The following is a 16,365-nucleotide window of genomic DNA, read 5'->3' as shown; positions in this document are numbered from 1 at the left end:
CGGCCTGGAAATTGCGTTCTTGAGCGCAGCTGAAAAACAGGCTCTGCGCGATAAAGTCGCTGGCTAAGAAGTAAAAGGCCGGCAAATTTGCCGGCCTTTTTTATTACGCCAGACAGAGCGTCGAGCGGTGTTTCGCTGATTCGATGCCCAGCTCAATCAGTTCCATAATCTGAATCGCCTGGCTTGCCGGAACCGGGTTTTCGCCCGTGCCGTTCAGGGCATCGCGGATCGCCGCATAGTAGGCCGGATAGTTCCCCGGCAGAGTCAGCCAGGTTTCCTGCACCTGCTCCTCCCCTTCGACACGCGTTAACACGCCGTCACGCATATCGTAGCCCCAGTCTTCCTGCGGCAGGCGTTCGCCGTTTTTCAGACGGTCTTCCTGCGGGTCCAGACCAAATTTCACGTAGCTCCCGCGCGTACCGTGCACGATATAGCGCGCAGATTCTGCCGCCGCCAGCATGGTGCCGTGCAGCACCACACGACGCTGCGGATAGGTCAAAATCGCGTGGAAATAGTCCGTGGCCTGTGCGCCCGGGCGCAGCTGCGCCAGATCGACCGTCACGCTGACCGGCAGACCAAACAGATTCACCGCCTGATCCAGCAGATGCGGGGCCAGATCGTACCAGATACCGCTGCCCGGACCGGCCTGCTCGCGCCAGCGGTTGCGTACCTGTGGGCGGAAACGATCGAAATGGGATTCGAAGTACGCCACTTCACCCAGCGTCCCTTCGTTCATCAGCGCCTTAAGTGTGAGGAAATCACTGTCCCATCGACGGTTGTGGAACACCGACAGCAGACGTCCCAGACTTTTTGCCAGCGCATCCAGCTCGCGTGCTTGAGACAGCGTCACGGTAAAGGGCTTATCCACCACCACATGCTTACCCGCTTCCAGCGCCGCTTTTGCCAGCGGGAAGTGGGTGTCGTTTGGCGTTGGGATGACGATTAAATCGATATTTGGATCGTTAAACAGGTGCTTAGGTTCAGACACTACCGGAACCGCAGGCCAGTCGGCATGCACTTTCGACGCATCGCTGCTTGAAACCGCCGCCAGTTCCATTCCAGGCGTACCGGCAATCAGCGGTGCGTGAAACGTCTTGCTCGCATAACCATAACCAATTAATCCGACGCGGATTTTGTCACTCATGTCGTTGCCTCTCGTCTTGTCTTTCACTCATTTCACACTATCAACAAGCCTGTCACAACCGTTTTGTAATGGATTACAAAAAGTAAAACAGCACGACTGACCAGCGGTCTTTGTTACAATTATATAACCTGCTGAATTCATACAGAGAAACCGTTCCCAAAGGACTTGCGATAGTGGAAATCGCGCTGTAACATTCTCAATCTGTATTTATGGATAAATCACAAACAAGAATCATGACGTCAATTATCAATCGAATCGTTGAATTAGCAGGATGGGTTGTCCTGGGTGTTTCCGTCATTTTACTCGGCGTTGCCAGCCATATTGATAACTACCAGCCACCAGAACCGGTTGCGGCGTCTCAGACCAAATAAGTTCTGCTGGCAAAAGAGTGACATATCCTGTCAGTTGCCGGTTGCCAGCCACGGTCATCAGAGTTAACCTTCTTCTGCAGGCGTCGTCCGACGCCTGAAACTTTCAAAGAAAACTCCTAATTTAGTCTTAACCCTTAAGTGGGTTGTTTACGTCTTTATTTATCCGTTTATTATTCGAGCGAATTACCCTACTGATAAAATTTACTTTTAAAAATGGAAGCTTATTAAATGACAGTTCAGGATTATTTATTAAAATTTCGCAAGATCAGTTCTCTCGAGAGCCTGGAAAAACTGTTTGATCATTTGAACTACACGCTGACCGATAATCAGGACATCATCAATATGTACCGCGCTGCCGATCATCGTCGCGCAGAGCTGGTTTCCGGCGGTCGTTTGTTCAATATCGGCGAAGTCCCTAAATCAGTTTGGCGCTACGTGCTGTAAGACGGTAGCCATCGGCGCGAAATGTTATATACTCACGCCCCGGTAAATTTGCCGGGTATCATTTCGTGCAGACTGAGGGAGATAACATGACCGCATCGCCTGGAGAAAAAATCGGAGGCTGGTTACTCGCCCCGCTTGCCTGGTTACTGGTGGCTTTGTTAAGCGCATCGCTTGCGCTGCTGCTGTATACAACGGCTCTCGTGACGCCGTATGCGCTTAAGAATCTGACCTCCCAGAGCACAATGAATATTGCGCTGTGGTTTATCTCCTTCGGTTTTGCCATTGCCATGTGGTATTACACCCTTTGGCTGACCATTGCGTTCTTTAAACGCCGTCAGAAAGTGCCTAAGCACTATATTATCTGGCTGCTGATCTCTGTGCTGTTGGCGATCAAGGCCTTTGCCTTTTCACCGGTTTCAGACTTACTGGCTGTGCGCCAGCTGCTGTTCCCGCTGCTGGCCGCCGCGCTTTTCGCGCCCTACTTCAGGCGTTCCGCCCGGGTCAAAAAGACCTTCGTGAACCCGTAATAACCCTACAGTTATCCTGTTGTCGCCCGTTGTGGTTTATCCGATAATAGGCGGCTTTTTTATTTCAGGCTAAATAATGACCGATTACTTACTGCTCTTTGTCGGAACTGTGCTGGTGAATAACTTCGTGCTGGTGAAGTTCCTTGGCCTGTGCCCGTTCATGGGGGTTTCCAAAAAGCTGGAAACCGCAATGGGCATGGGACTGGCAACCACCTTCGTGATGACACTGGCCTCTATTTGCGCATGGTGGATTGATACCTGGATATTGATCCCCCTCGGCCTGATCTATCTGCGCACGCTGGCGTTTATTCTCGTGATTGCCTTTGTGGTGCAGTTTACGGAAATGGTGGTGCGCAAAACCAGCCCGGCGCTCTATCGCCTGCTCGGCATTTTCCTGCCGCTGATTACCACCAACTGCGCCGTGCTCGGCGTGGCGCTGCTCAACATCAACCTTGGGCATAATTTCCTGCAATCGGCCCTGTACGGTTTCTCCGCGGCGGTCGGTTTCTCGCTGGTGATGGTGCTGTTTGCCTCTATTCGTGAACGCATGGCCGCTGCCGATATTCCGGCGCCTTTTCGCGGTAACGCCATTGCACTGGTCACCGCTGGTTTGATGTCTCTGGCCTTTATGGGCTTCAGTGGTCTGGTGAAGTTGTAATGAATGCTATCTGGATTGCCATAGCCGCCATCAGCGTGTTGGGGCTGTTTTTTGGCATTATTCTGGGTTACGCTTCGCGCCGTTTTGCGGTTGAAGGCGATCCTGTCGTCGAAAAAATCGATGACCTCCTGCCGCAAAGCCAGTGTGGGCAATGCGGCTATCCTGGCTGCCGTCCCTATGCTGAGGCGGTAGGCAACGGTGAAAAAATTAACCGCTGTGCGCCGGGTGGCGAAGCCGTGATGTTAAAAATCGCGGCGCTGCTTAACGTCGATCCGCAGCCCGTTGATGGCGACGAGAGCGTACAAGAGCCTGCGCGCGTGCTGGCGGTCATCGACGAAGAAAACTGCATCGGCTGTACCAAGTGTATTCAGGCCTGCCCGGTGGACGCCATTGTTGGCGCAACCCGCGCGATGCACACCGTGATGGCGGATCTTTGTACGGGCTGCAATCTTTGTGTGGCCCCCTGCCCGACGCAATGCATCGAGCTGCGTCCGGTCGAAACGACTCCCGACAGCTGGAAGTGGGATCTTCAAACCATTCCGGTTCGTATAATTCCTGTGGAACACCATGTTTAAGTTATTTTCTGCGTTCAGAAAAGAGAAGATTTGGGATTTCGACGGCGGGATTCATCCGCCAGAGATGAAAACCCAGTCCAGCGGCACGCCGCTGCGCCAGATCCCGTTAGCAAACCGGTTCGTCATGCCGCTGAAACAGCACATCGGTGCGGAAGGCGAGCTGTGCGTGAAAGTCGGTGACAATGTGCTGCGCGGTCAGCAGCTGACCTTTGGACGCGGACGTATGCTCCCGGTCCACGCACCGACCTCCGGGAAAGTGGTGGCGATTGCCCCTCACACGGTTCCCCACCCTTCGGCACTGGCCGAATTAAGCGTCATGATCGAGCCGGACGGTGAAGACCGCTGGATCGACCGCGACGGCTGGAGCGATTACCGCGCTCAGACTCGCGAAGCTCTGATCGAGCGCATCCACCAGTTCGGCGTAGCCGGTCTTGGCGGCGCAGGCTTCCCGACCGGCACCAAGCTTCGCGGTGGTGGCGATAAGATTCAGACCCTGATTATCAACGCCGCAGAGTGCGAACCTTACATCACCGCTGATGATCGCCTGATGCAGGACTGCGCCGCGCAGGTCGTCGAAGGGATTCGCATCCTCGCCCATATTTTACAGCCGCGCGAAGTGCTGATCGGCATTGAAGATAACAAGCCGCAGGCGATCTCCATGCTGCGTGCGGTGCTGGCGGGCAGCCACGACATTGGCCTGCGCGTTATTCCCACTAAATACCCGTCCGGCGGCGCAAAACAGCTGACGCAAATTCTGACCGGGAAACAGGTTCCGCACGGCGGCCGCTCTTCTGACATTGGCGTGCTGATGCAGAACGTCGGTACGGCTTACGCGGTGAAACGCGCGGTGATCGACGGGGAACCGTTGACCGAACGCGTAGTGACGCTCACCGGCGAGTCCGTTTCGCAGCCGGGTAACGTCTGGGCGCGTCTGGGTACGCCGGTGCGTCATTTGCTGGAGCAGGCCGGGTTCTGTCCTGGCAGCGATCAAATGGTCATTATGGGCGGGCCGCTGATGGGCTTTACCCTCCCCTGGCTGGACGTTCCGGTCGTCAAAATCACCAACTGCCTGCTGGCCCCTTCCGCAAGCGAGATGGGCGAAGAGCAGGAAGAAAAAGGCTGTATCCGCTGTAGCGCCTGCGCCGACGCCTGTCCGGCCGATCTGCTGCCGCAGCAGTTGTACTGGTTCAGCAAAGGGCAGCTGCACGATAAAGCCACAGCCCACAACCTGGCCGACTGCATTGAGTGCGGGGCCTGCGCCTGGGTCTGCCCAAGCAGCATTCCGCTGGTGCAGTATTTCCGTCAGGAAAAAGCCGAGATCTACGCCATTTCGCTGGAAGACAAACGTGCCGCCGAAGCCAAAGCCCGCTTTGAAGCGCGTCAGGCGCGTCTTGAGCGTGAGAAACTGGCGCGTCAGGAACGTCATAAAAAGGCTGCCGTTCAGCCAGCCGAAAAAGATCAGGATGCCATTAACGCCGCGCTCGCGCGGGTGCGTGAGAAGAAAGCCTCTGCCGCACAGCCGGTGATCATTCCGGCCGGTGAAAAACCAGACAACAGCGAAGCCATCGCCGCACGTGAAGCGCGCAAAGCACAGGCCCGCGCCCGTCAGGCAGAAAAAGCCCAGGACGCACAGCCGAACGCTGAGAGCGATCCGCGCAAAGCCGCCGTTGAAGCAGCCATTGCCCGCGCCAAAGCGCGTAAAGCGGAGCAACAGGAAAAGAGCGTCGAACAGGAACCATCTGTCGATCCGCGCAAAGCCGCCGTTGAGGCCGCCATTGCCCGCGCCAAAGCGCGTAAAGCGGAGCAACAGGACAAGAGCGTCGAACAGGAACCAACTGTCGATCCGCGCAAAGCCGCCGTTGAGGCCGCGATTGCTCGCGCGAAAGCGCGTAAAGCGGAACAACAGGAAAAGAGCGTCGAGCAGGAACCGCCTGTCGATCCGCGCAAAGCGGCCGTTGAAGCCGCCATTGCCCGTGCAAAAGCGCGTAAAGCGGCCCAGCAGGACCCCGAACCCGCCGCCAATGACGACCCACGCAAAGCCGCAGTCGCCGCCGCGATTGCACGCGTTCAGGCTAAGAAAGCCGCACAGCAGGCAGTAAACGAGGATTAAATGGTTTTCAGAATCGCAAGTTCCCCTTACACCCATAACCAGCGCCAGACGTCGCGCATTATGATGCTGGTCTGCCTGGCGGCCTTACCGGGCATTGCCGTGCAGCTCTGGTTTTTTGGCTGGGGGACGCTGTTTCAGATTGTTCTCGGCTGCGTCAGTGCGCTGGCCGCCGAAGCGCTGGTGCTTAAGCTTCGAAAAATGCCTGTTCCCCGCATTCTCGCCGATAACTCAGCCCTGCTGACGGGCCTGTTACTGGCGATCAGTATTCCGCCGTTTTCCCCCTGGTGGATGGTGGTGCTGGGCACCGTTTTCGCGGTTATTATTGCCAAACAGCTGTACGGCGGCCTGGGGCATAACCCGTTTAACCCGGCGATGATCGGCTATGTGGTCTTGCTGATCTCCTTCCCGGTGCAGATGACCAGTTGGCTGCCGCCGCACGAGATTGCCGCGACGGTACCGGGATTTATGGATGCGCTTCAGGTGATCTTCACCGGCCACACGGCAACGGGTGGCGACATGACCACCCTGCGCATGGGCGTGGATGGTATCAGCCAGGCGACGCCGCTCGACACCTTTAAAACGTCGTTGCATGCCGGTCACAGCGTTGAGCAGATCATGACGTACCCAATCTACAGCGGCGTGCTGGCGGGCGCTGGCTGGCAGTGGGTTAATATCGCCTATCTGTTGGGCGGCGTGTTCCTGCTGTGGAAGAAGACGATTCGCTGGCACATTCCGGTCAGCTTTCTGGTGACGCTGACGATCTGCGCCACGCTCGGCTGGATGTTCTCGTCCGAGCCGCTGCCAAGCCCGCAGATGCATCTGCTCTCCGGTGCAACCATGCTGGGTGCTTTCTTTATCCTGACCGACCCGGTGACCGCATCGACCACCAACCGTGGACGCCTCATTTTTGGCGCGCTGGCGGGGCTGCTGGTCTGGCTGATCCGCAGTTTTGGCGGCTATCCGGATGGCGTGGCGTTCGCCGTACTGCTGGCCAATATCACGGTGCCGCTCATCGACTACTACACGCGTCCTCGCGTGTATGGCCACCGCTAAGGGATTCGCCATGCTGAAAACAATGCAAAAACACGGCGTGACGCTGGCGATCTTCGCCGCTGCCCTGACGGGGCTGACCGCGCTGGTGAATGAAATGACCAAAACGACGATTGATGAACAGGCATCGAAACAACAAAAGGCGCTGTTCGATCAGGTGATCCCGTCAGATTTCTACGATAATGACCTGCAGAAAAGCTGCTTTATCGTGCAGGCACCGCAGTTAGGCAAAGGTGAACACCGCGTTTTCATCGCCCGTAAAGGGGATACCGCCGTGGGTGCCGTGATGGAAGCGACCGCACCGGACGGCTACTCTGGCGCAATTCAACTGCTGGTCGGCACCGACTTCTCTGGTACGGTTCTCGGCACCCGTGTAACGCAGCACCACGAAACGCCAGGGCTTGGGGATAAAATCGAGCTTCGCCTCAGCGACTGGATTTTACATTTTGCCGGAAAATTGATTCACGATGAGAATGACACCGCCTTTGCCGTCAAAAAAGACGGCGGTGAGTTCGACCAGTTTACCGGCGCGACCATTACCCCACGCGCCGTGGTGAATGCGGTGAAACGCGCGGGGCTGTACGCCGAAACGCTGCCTGCGCAAATCAACAATCTTCCCGCCTGTGAGGAGTAATCATGAGCCAGGTTAAAGAGGTTATTGTCCAGGGTCTCTGGAAAAACAACTCCGCGCTGGTCCAGCTGCTGGGGATGTGCCCGCTGCTGGCGGTGACATCCACTGCCACGAACGCCCTCGGCCTTGGACTGGCGACCACGCTGGTGCTGACCCTGACCAACCTGTCGATCTCCGCCCTGCGTCGCTGGACGCCGTCAGAGATTCGTATTCCGATTTACGTGATGATCATCGCCTCGGTGGTGAGTATCGTGCAGATGCTGATCAACGCCTACGCGTTCGGCCTTTATCAGTCGCTGGGGATTTTTATTCCGCTGATCGTAACCAACTGTATCGTCGTAGGCCGCGCAGAAGCTTTCGCGGTGAAGAACGATCCGCTGATCTCGGCGCTGGATGGCTTTTCTATCGGCATGGGTGCCACCTGCGCGATGTTTGTGCTGGGCTCAATGCGTGAGATCCTCGGTAACGGTACCCTGTTTGACGGCGCTGACGCACTGCTGGGCGGCTGGGCGAAGGCCCTGCGTATTGAGGTCTTCCACACGGATACGCCGTTCCTGCTGGCGATGCTGCCGCCGGGCGCATTTATTGGCCTTGGTATGATGCTGGCGTTAAAATACCTCATTGATGAGAAGCGTAAACGCCGCGCCGCCGAGCGTAGCGTGCAGGAAGGACTCCCTGAGAAGGCTGTATGAATAAAGAGAAACGCATCACGATCCTGACTCGTCTGCGTGATAACGACCCGCATCCGACAACGGAGCTGAATTTCAACTCCCCTTTTGAGCTGCTGATCGCGGTGCTGCTCTCCGCCCAGGCCACCGACGTGAGCGTCAACAAAGCGACGGCGAAGCTCTACCCTGTCGCCAATACGCCGCAGGCGATGCTGGAGCTGGGCGTGGACGGCGTGAAGTCGTACATCAAAACCATTGGCCTGTTTAACAGCAAGGCCGAGAACGTGATTAAAACCTGCCGTATCCTGCTGGAACAGCACGGCGGCGAAGTGCCGGAAGACAGAGCCGCGCTGGAAGCGCTGCCTGGCGTGGGGCGTAAAACCGCCAACGTGGTGCTCAATACCGCTTTCGGCTGGCCGACCATTGCTGTCGATACGCATATTTTCCGCGTCTGTAACCGCACGAATTTCGCACCGGGCAAGAATGTTGAGCAGGTTGAAGAAAAGCTGCTGAAGGTGGTACCGGCGGAGTTTAAAGTGGATTGCCACCACTGGCTGATCCTGCACGGACGTTATACCTGTATCGCCCGTAAACCCCGCTGCGGTTCGTGTCTGATCGAAGATTTATGCGAATATAAAGAGAAAGTGTACGCCTGAATTTCCGTCACCTACCTCCTCTGCTCAATATATCAATCCCTTACTAAAGGAAGGTCTAACCGTAAACCTTCCTTTTGCCCATTTATTATCCGCTTCGTTCACTTTCAGACCTCTTGATTGTTCGGTTCATTAACACCCTGGCAGGTTAATTGTTTTTTCGTCAGCGAAATTTTCTATACATCTGTGATCGCGATCACTCTGATAACGTCATGTTGGATTTTTGTATATAAAAACCCACTAAGCCCTTGCGTGAACAAGCTATGACCGATCGTTCACAACAGATTAAACCAGTTGATTTTCAGAATATGGACCATATCACTGCCACAATGACCATATAGCAGAACATATCGCCATACAGCCCTTTTTTACGGGTCTCAGTAGTGAAAAAAACCACCAATTCTCATGCTGAAAGATTTAACGCTAAATAACATTTGTCTGACCCGCGTATTATACCACTGTGGTTATATGTAACAGAGTATTACAAACACCTTGCCAGATGGGTCAGGATAGTGAACATTACCCGCCGTTTCCCCTCCCAATATAACTATAAGGCGAATGGACTCCGGTCAATTACGCTATGAACACCCCCGTTAATATGGGATGTAAAAAAAGAGGTATATGTGTCTACTGCAAACAATAAACCAACAGAAGAGAGCGTAAGTTTAAACGCTTTCAAACAGCCTAAAGCGTTCTATCTCATCTTCTCTATCGAGTTATGGGAGCGTTTTGGCTTTTACGGCCTGCAAGGGATTATGGCTGTTTACCTGGTTAAACAACTGGGTATGTCCGAAGCGGATTCAATCACGCTGTTCTCCTCTTTCAGTGCACTGGTTTACGGCCTGGTCGCCGTCGGCGGCTGGTTAGGCGATAAAGTTCTTGGCACCAAACGCGTGATCATGCTCGGCGCCATCGTTCTGGCTGTCGGCTATGCGCTGGTTGCGTGGTCCGGTCACGATGCTGCGGTTGTCTACATGGGTATGGCGACAATTGCGGTTGGTAACGGGCTGTTCAAAGCGAACCCGTCCTCCCTGCTTTCTACCTGCTACAGCAAAGATGACCCGCGTCTCGACGGTGCATTCACCATGTACTACATGTCGGTGAACATCGGTTCCTTCTTCTCTATGCTGGCAACACCGTGGCTGGCAGCGAAGTTCGGCTGGAGCGTAGCGTTCTCACTCTCCGTTGTCGGTATGCTGATCACCGTGGTTAACTTTGCCTTCTGCAAACGCTGGGTCAAAGACTACGGCTCTAAACCTGACTTCGAACCGGTTCATATGGGCAAACTGCTGGCGACTATCGTGGGCGTTGTGATCCTCGCTACCATCGCCACCTGGCTGCTGCACAACCAGGGCGTTGCTCGCGCGGTACTGGGCGTGGTTGCTCTGGGTATCATCTGCATCTTCGCGAAAGAAGCGTTCGCTATGCAGGGCGCTGCGCGTCGTAAGATGATTGTGGCCTTCATTCTGATGCTGCAGGCGATTGTCTTCTTCGTGCTGTACAGCCAGATGCCAACCTCCCTGAACTTCTTCGCCATTCGTAACGTTGAGCACGCCATTCTGGGTATCGCGTTCGAACCTGAGCAGTTCCAGGCACTGAACCCTTTCTGGATCATGATTGGTAGCCCGATTCTGGCCGCTATCTACAACAAGATGGGCGACCGTCTGCCGATGCCGCACAAATTTGCCATCGGTATGGTGCTGTGCTCTGGCGCATTCCTGGTACTGCCGCTGGGCACTAAGTTCGCGACCGACGCGGGTATCGTGTCTGTTAACTGGCTGATTCTGAGCTACGCGCTGCAGTCTATCGGTGAGCTGATGATCTCGGGTCTGGGTCTGGCAATGGTTGCACAGCTGGTTCCACAGCGTCTGATGGGCTTCATCATGGGTAGTTGGTTCCTGACTACTGCGGGTGCCGCTATCATCGCAGGTAAAATTGCAAACCTGATGGCCGTTCCGGAAAACGTCACCGACCCTCTGGTCTCCCTGGAAGTGTACGGTCGCGTATTCATGCAGATCGGTATCGCCACCGCAATTATCGCCGTGCTGATGCTGCTGACTGCACCTAAACTGAATCGTATGACCCAGGACGACGACAAAACCGCTAAAGCGACGGATACCGCTACCGCGTAATTGTCATCGGGAAACGACTGAAGAGAAGCCGCTAACTGTGCGTTAGCGGCTTTTTTTTTATTCTGCCGCGCATTACCATGACCCCAATCTCAGCAAAAAGGAGTTACCGATGAAACTGTTCTACAAACCAGGCGCATGCTCTCTTGCTTCACACATCACCCTGCGCGAGAGCGGCAAGGATTTCACGCTCGATAGCGTCGACCTTATGAAAAAGCGTCTGGAGAATGGCGAGGATTATTTCGCGATTAACCCGAAAGGACAGGTTCCGGCTCTGGCGCTGGACGACGGCACGTTGCTCACTGAAGGCGTCGCCATTATGCAGTTCCTGGCCGATTCAGTACCCGATCGCCATCTGCTGGCACCGACGGGCAGCATTTCCCGCTATAAAACCCTCGAGTGGCTGAACTACATCGCGACTGAGCTGCACAAAGGCTTCACGCCGCTGTTCCGTCCGGACACCCCTGAAGAGTACAAACCGACCGTTCGTGCCCTGCTGGAGAAAAAACTGCAGTACGTTAATGACGCCCTGAAAGACGATCAGTGGATTTGCGGCCAGCGCTTTACCATTGCTGACGCTTATCTGTTTACGGTTCTGCGCTGGGCGCGGGCAGTGAAGCTGAATATGGAAGGATTAAGCCATATTGCGTCGTATATGGAACGCATGGCGGCACGTCCGGGCGTGGCGGCGGCGCTGAAAGCGGAAGGGTTGAACTAAGATATCTCTGCATTGCCCGGCGGCGCTGCGCGCTTGCCGGGCACTGTTTTTAAAGCTGCGTCGCGCTAAAGTAGTGCTCCGGCTTCGCAATACGCTCCTGCGCCGCCACGACCTGCAACTCATACTCATCCATCTGTTTCGTCGCGATCATGATTTCATAGACCGCTGCGGTCACATGCTCCAGCGCGTCGCGCAGGGATGCGCCCTGCAACAGTTTCACCAGCAGTAAACCACTCGTCACATCACCCACGCCCACCGGCTGGCGAGCGCCAAAGTCCACCAGCGGACGGCTGATATGCCAGGCGTCATCTTTCGTCACCAGCAGCATTTCAAAGCGGTCCGGGCTAAACCCCGCGCGCGCCAGATGTTTTACCAGCACAATCTCCGGTCCCTGAGCTATCAGCTCACGTGACGCTGTCACGGCTTCTTCTACGCTGTTCACCGGATGCTCGCAGAGAATTTCCAGTTCGATGAGATTTGGCGCGATGATATCGCTTGCCGGCATCGCATGACGCACATGAAACTCCGCCACACCCGGCGCCACGATGCACCCTTTTTCCGGATGGCCCATCACCGGATCGCAGAAAAATTTGGCCGACGGGTTCGCCGCTTTAACCTGACGTACGATACCCAGGATATGTTCGCCCTGCTCCGCCGATCCCAGATAACCGCTTAAAACGGCGTCACAGCGCTTTAGCTGATCGATATCCGCGATACCCTGCACAATCTCCGTCAAATGCGATGCAGGCAGCACGCAGCCTGTCCATTTACCGTATTGTGTGTGATTGGAGAACTGAACGGTGTTGAGCGGCCAGACGTTGGCCCCAAGGCGGCGCATCGGGAACTCTGCGGCGCTATTGCCGGCATGGCCAAAAACAACGTGGGACTGAATGGCGAGGATGTTATTCATTTTTCTTACCACAACCCTGAAAAAATAAAGGGGCGTGGTTTCCCACGCCCCTCAAACACTTGTGATTACTTCCAGCAAACCAGACAGTAATTCTTCTTACCGCGACGCAGCAGGGTGTAGCGCCCGTACAGACGATCGCTTTCTGCGAAGGTGTATTCCGGATCGGCCTGCTTCTCACCGTTGATGGTGATGGCATTGGAGGCGATGGTCTTACGCGCCTGACCACGGGACGGCTGCAGCTCGGAATCGACCAGCGCCTGCATCAGATCGGCGCCCTTTTCCATCTCAACCATTGGCACGCCATCCTGCGCCAGCTGCTCGAAATCTTCCACGCTCAGATCGCTCAGGGTGCCGTTAAACAGACTGGCAGTAATGCGTTTCGCCGCCGCCAGACCGTCTTCACCGTGAACCAGGCTGGTGACCTGATCGGCCAGCACATACTGTGCGCGAGGCGCTTTACCGCTGTTCTTGTCTTCTTCTTCCAGAGCATTGATCTCTTCGATGTCCATGAAAGTGAAGAACTTCAGGAAGCGATAAACGTCCGCATCGGCGGTGTTGATCCAGAACTGGTAGAATTTGTACGGGCTGGTTTTCTTCGGATCCAGCCAGACTGCGCCGCCTTCGGTTTTACCGAACTTGGTGCCATCAGCTTTAGTGATAAGCGGTACGGTCAGACCGAATACCTGGTTCTGATGCAGACGACGCGTCAGGTCGATACCGGACGTGATGTTGCCCCACTGGTCAGAGCCACCAATCTGCAGCGCCACGCCGTGCAGTTTGTTCAGACAGGCGAAGTCATAACCCTGCAGCAGGTTGTAGGAGAACTCGGTAAAGGAGATGCCCTGATCGTCACGGTTCAGACGCTGCTTCACCGCTTCTTTGTTGATCATCTGATTAACGGAGAAGTGCTTGCCGATATCACGCAGGAAGGTCAGCACGTTCATGTTGCCAAACCAGTCGTAGTTGTTGGCAGCAATCGCAGAGTTTTCACCGCAATCGAAGTCGAGGAATGGCGCAACCTGCTTGCGAATTTTGTCCACCCACTCCTGCACGGTATCTTCCGTATTCAGTTTACGCTCGGCGGCTTTAAAGCTTGGGTCACCAATCAGACCGGTTGCACCACCCACCAGCGCCACAGGCTTATGGCCCATCTGCTGGAAGCGTTTCAGGCATAACAATGGAACAAGATGCCCCAAGTGCAAGCTGTCAGCGGTGGGATCGAAGCCGCAATAGAGCGCGATCGGGCCTTGCGCCAGTCGCTCTGCTAACGCTACTTCGTCCGTCACCTGGGCCACCAGGCCCCGCTCTTGCAATTGTTTAATCAAGTTACTGCTTGCCATCAAATTCTCCATGTATAAACGACTGCACCTCTGTCGGTACACGACTTTTCGCCTAGCGCGAAAGAGACATAGAATAAAGCGCCAGCCCATCCAGCGCTAGCGCTTAAAACAACAAATTTCGAGGATTACGGGGCCAGTCGGTCGATTTTCCACGCGTCGTTGTCGCGCTGGTATAAAAAGCGGTCATGCAGACGGTGTTCGCCCCCCTGCCAGAACTCCATCTGCTCGATGGGAACGCGGAACCCCCCCCAGAAGCTTGGCAGAGGCACTTCGCCCTGCTGGAATTTTTGTTTTAGCTCGAGGAATTTGCTCTCCAGCACGCCACGTGCCGAAATGCGGCTCGATTGTTTCGAAACCCAGGCGCCAATCTGGCTGTCGCGAGGACGGCTGTGGAAATACTTCAGCACTTCGAGCGTTGAGAGGCGTTCGACTTTCCCTGTCACCATCACCTGACGCTCCAGCATGTGCCACGGGAACAGCAGGCTGATGCGCGGATTGTTTTCCAGATGGTGAGCTTTACGGCTGCCGAGGTTGGTATAAAACACCAGCCCTTTTTCGTCGTAATGTTTCAGCAGAACGATACGCTGGTAGGGCTGGCCGTTCTCATCGACGGTGGCGACGACCATGGCGGTCGGATCGGCCAGTTTGGCCTCACAGGCCTGTTTCAGCCAGCGCTCAAAAAGTACGAGGGGTTCAGCGGGAAGATCCTGGCGACGCAGGCCGCCTTTGGTGTACTCACGGCGCAGATGCGCAATTTGCTGCAATTCATCGTTATCTGACATGGCGTTAGCTGAAATTAGAATTGGGTGGCGCTATTGTGCGCCGCCCCTGTAAAAATCTCAACGCTTCGGATTTTGCAGCACGCAGTTGTTGAGCACTACGCGGTCGCGTTTGTAGACGGTGGCATCGTCACCTTTGGACCAGAATACATAGATGCCGTCCGTGTAACGCGCACCGGAGGCGGACATGCCCTGTTTCAGGTTCAGCATTTTATTGTCGTAGATGAAACTGGCTTCCTGACGCGGATTATTGAGCTTCACGGTCAGTGGTTTTTCATCACAGCGATACTCGAGGGTGTCGGTATTGAGGCGATCGACAACCTGGTTGTAGTAGCTACAGCCCGCGAGTAAGAGAGGGGCAAACGTAAGAAGAAGTTTTTTCATGAGCCTGTTCCGAAGACTATCCTGGTCATGGAGGGTGAAGTCACCCTCCTGTATTCCTTTCGATTTTAACGGCAACGGGCAGGGCTGGAATTCAGTTAACTCTGATTATGCCGTGGATTGGCCGGAAAAATCGCCCCCAGTACGCTGGCTTCGCGCGCACCGGTAACGGAAGGCAGATTCCCCGGCAGACCGGCGACCGTGCGCCAGGCAAGCCAGGCGAAGGCCAGGGCTTCCATATCGTCGCCGCTGATGCCTGCCGCATCGGTAGTGGTCACCTCGGTGCCCGGTAACAGCCCGGCGAGGCGCGCCATCACCAGCGGATTTCGGCTGCCACCGCCGCACACCAGCAGTCGCTCGCAGCCGCCGCTCAGCAAAACTTGCTCAGAAATCGAGATTGCCGTCAGTTCCACCAGCGTCGCCTGTACATCCTGCGGGGCCAGCGCCGGGAACTGCGCCAGCTGGCGCTCAAGCCAGCCGTAATTAAAATATTCGCGCCCCGTACTTTTTGGCGCAGGCGCGGCGAAATAGGGATCGCTCAGCATCGTTTGCAGCAGTGGAATAATGACTTTTCCCTCGCACGCCCACTGCGCGTCTTTGTCGTACGCTTTGCCACGCTGACGCCAGATCCAGGCGTCCATCAGCATATTGCCAGGCCCGGTATCGTAACCGCGCACCGGTCGCCCAGGAATGAGCATCGACAAATTGGCGATGCCACCAATGTTCAGCACCATGCGACGTTCATCCGGATGTGCCAGCAGCGCCTGGTGAAACGCAGGAACCAGCGGCGCGCCCTGCCCGCCAAGGGCGATATCGCGACGGCGGAAATCTCCCACGACCGTCACACCGGTTTTGGCGACGATCTGATTATTATCGCCAATTTGCATCGAATGCGGCGCGTCTCCAAGCGGTTCATGCCACACGGTTTGCCCATGACAGCCAATCGCCACGATGTCCTTTGGCTGAAGATTTTCCTGTTGCATGAGCGCCAGCACCGCATCGGCAAACAGCGATCCCAGCTGCACATCGAGCCGCCCCAGTTGCGAAAGGGTCAGCTGCTGTCCCTGGCAAATGCTCAGAATCGCTTCTTTCAGTTCAACGGGAATCGGCCAGCTCAGGCTTGCCTGCTGCGCCACCATGTTTTCATCAATTGCAGCAAGGACAACATCGACTCCGTCAAGACTGGTGCCTGACATGACACCGATATAACGACCCGATTTCATGCGCTTTCCTTAGGTTATCTGGGCTTGGGGTCACCACTCCACCATAAATGAAGG

General features: G+C 55.5%; 18 protein-coding genes. 12 read left to right on the top strand and 6 right to left on the bottom strand.

Features of this window, described 5'->3' with window-relative positions; genetic code table 11:
* Positions 1-103: 103 nt before the first annotated feature.
* Positions 104-1,144 carry an oxidoreductase gene (locus tag ETG88_RS02465; protein WP_102103576.1) on the bottom strand — a complete coding sequence of 347 codons (1,041 nt, stop codon included), beginning with the start codon at positions 1,142-1,144 and terminating at the stop codon, positions 104-106.
* A gap of 245 nt (positions 1,145-1,389) precedes the next feature.
* On the opposite strand from ETG88_RS02465, the gene blr reads away from it, so the two are divergent.
* The 12 genes from blr (at position 1,390) to gstA (ending at position 11,678) form a co-directional block, all read left to right on the top strand.
* A complete protein-coding gene (gene blr, locus ETG88_RS02460; RefSeq protein ID WP_181827939.1) occupies positions 1,390-1,515 on the top strand; it encodes a division septum protein Blr in 126 nt (41 codons plus the stop codon).
* A gap of 228 nt (positions 1,516-1,743) precedes the next feature.
* On the top strand, positions 1,744-1,959 hold the full coding sequence (gene ydgT / locus ETG88_RS02455; protein ID WP_064325909.1) for a transcription modulator YdgT: 216 nt from the start codon (positions 1,744-1,746) through the stop codon (positions 1,957-1,959).
* A gap of 86 nt (positions 1,960-2,045) precedes the next feature.
* Positions 2,046-2,486 carry a DUF2569 domain-containing protein gene (locus ETG88_RS02450; protein ID WP_100780380.1) on the top strand — a complete coding sequence of 147 codons (441 nt, stop codon included), beginning with the start codon at positions 2,046-2,048 and terminating at the stop codon, positions 2,484-2,486.
* 76 nt (positions 2,487-2,562) lie between these two features.
* A complete protein-coding gene (rsxA, locus tag ETG88_RS02445; protein ID WP_100780381.1) occupies positions 2,563-3,144 on the top strand; it encodes an electron transport complex subunit RsxA in 582 nt (193 codons plus the stop codon).
* Entirely contained in the window at positions 3,144-3,719 is a 576-nt protein-coding gene (gene rsxB, locus ETG88_RS02440) for an electron transport complex subunit RsxB (protein WP_129034462.1), read from the top strand. Before rsxA ends, rsxB begins: the two co-directional genes overlap by 1 nt.
* Positions 3,712-5,829: an electron transport complex subunit RsxC gene (gene rsxC, locus ETG88_RS02435; RefSeq protein ID WP_129034461.1), complete on the top strand. Its 2,118-nt coding sequence runs from the start codon at positions 3,712-3,714 to the stop codon at positions 5,827-5,829. Before rsxB ends, rsxC begins: the two co-directional genes overlap by 8 nt.
* Positions 5,830-6,882, top strand: a complete 1,053-nt coding sequence (gene rsxD, locus ETG88_RS02430) for an electron transport complex subunit RsxD (RefSeq protein WP_129034460.1) — start codon at positions 5,830-5,832, stop codon at positions 6,880-6,882.
* Between the two features lie 10 nt (positions 6,883-6,892).
* The gene (rsxG, locus tag ETG88_RS02425) at positions 6,893-7,513 is read left to right on the top strand and encodes an electron transport complex subunit RsxG (RefSeq protein ID WP_129034459.1); all 621 of its coding nucleotides are present in this window, start codon (positions 6,893-6,895) and stop codon (positions 7,511-7,513) included.
* 2 nt (positions 7,514-7,515) lie between these two features.
* Positions 7,516-8,202, top strand: coding sequence for an electron transport complex subunit E (locus tag ETG88_RS02420; protein ID WP_129034458.1), 687 nt, complete (start codon positions 7,516-7,518; stop codon positions 8,200-8,202).
* On the top strand, positions 8,199-8,834 hold the full coding sequence (gene nth, locus ETG88_RS02415) for an endonuclease III (RefSeq protein ID WP_107703691.1): 636 nt from the start codon (positions 8,199-8,201) through the stop codon (positions 8,832-8,834). The genes ETG88_RS02420 and nth overlap by 4 nt, the downstream gene beginning before the upstream one ends.
* Before the next feature lie 620 nt (positions 8,835-9,454).
* Positions 9,455-10,963 carry a dipeptide/tripeptide permease DtpA gene (dtpA, locus tag ETG88_RS02410; RefSeq protein WP_100780388.1) on the top strand — a complete coding sequence of 503 codons (1,509 nt, stop codon included), beginning with the start codon at positions 9,455-9,457 and terminating at the stop codon, positions 10,961-10,963.
* A 109-nt stretch (positions 10,964-11,072) separates the two neighbouring features.
* The gene (gene gstA / locus ETG88_RS02405) at positions 11,073-11,678 is read left to right on the top strand and encodes a glutathione transferase GstA (protein WP_100780389.1); all 606 of its coding nucleotides are present in this window, start codon (positions 11,073-11,075) and stop codon (positions 11,676-11,678) included.
* Positions 11,679-11,727: 49 nt separating this feature from the next.
* Here the strand turns inward: gstA and pdxY are convergent, their stop codons facing one another.
* From pdxY to anmK, 5 genes are all read right to left on the bottom strand, one after another.
* Positions 11,728-12,588: a pyridoxal kinase PdxY gene (pdxY, locus tag ETG88_RS02400; RefSeq protein WP_100780390.1), complete on the bottom strand. Its 861-nt coding sequence runs from the start codon at positions 12,586-12,588 to the stop codon at positions 11,728-11,730.
* Positions 12,589-12,653: 65 nt separating this feature from the next.
* Positions 12,654-13,928 (bottom strand): tyrosine--tRNA ligase, encoded by a 1,275-nt coding sequence (tyrS, locus tag ETG88_RS02395; protein WP_107703692.1) that lies wholly within the window; start codon positions 13,926-13,928, stop codon positions 12,654-12,656.
* 125 nt (positions 13,929-14,053) lie between these two features.
* Positions 14,054-14,710: a pyridoxamine 5'-phosphate oxidase gene (gene pdxH / locus ETG88_RS02390; RefSeq protein WP_100780392.1), complete on the bottom strand. Its 657-nt coding sequence runs from the start codon at positions 14,708-14,710 to the stop codon at positions 14,054-14,056.
* 57 nt (positions 14,711-14,767) lie between these two features.
* Positions 14,768-15,091, bottom strand: a complete 324-nt coding sequence (mliC, locus tag ETG88_RS02385; RefSeq protein WP_100780393.1) for a C-type lysozyme inhibitor — start codon at positions 15,089-15,091, stop codon at positions 14,768-14,770.
* Positions 15,092-15,186: 95 nt separating this feature from the next.
* The gene (gene anmK, locus ETG88_RS02380) at positions 15,187-16,311 is read right to left on the bottom strand and encodes an anhydro-N-acetylmuramic acid kinase (protein WP_100780394.1); all 1,125 of its coding nucleotides are present in this window, start codon (positions 16,309-16,311) and stop codon (positions 15,187-15,189) included.
* Positions 16,312-16,365: the final 54 nt, after the last annotated feature.

This window comes from Lelliottia nimipressuralis (genome assembly GCF_004115925.1).
Taxonomy (GTDB): Bacteria; Pseudomonadota; Gammaproteobacteria; order Enterobacterales; family Enterobacteriaceae; genus Enterobacter; species Enterobacter nimipressuralis.
Note: the sequence above shows the minus strand (reverse complement) of the source record. Positions and strands in the feature narration are given on the sequence as shown.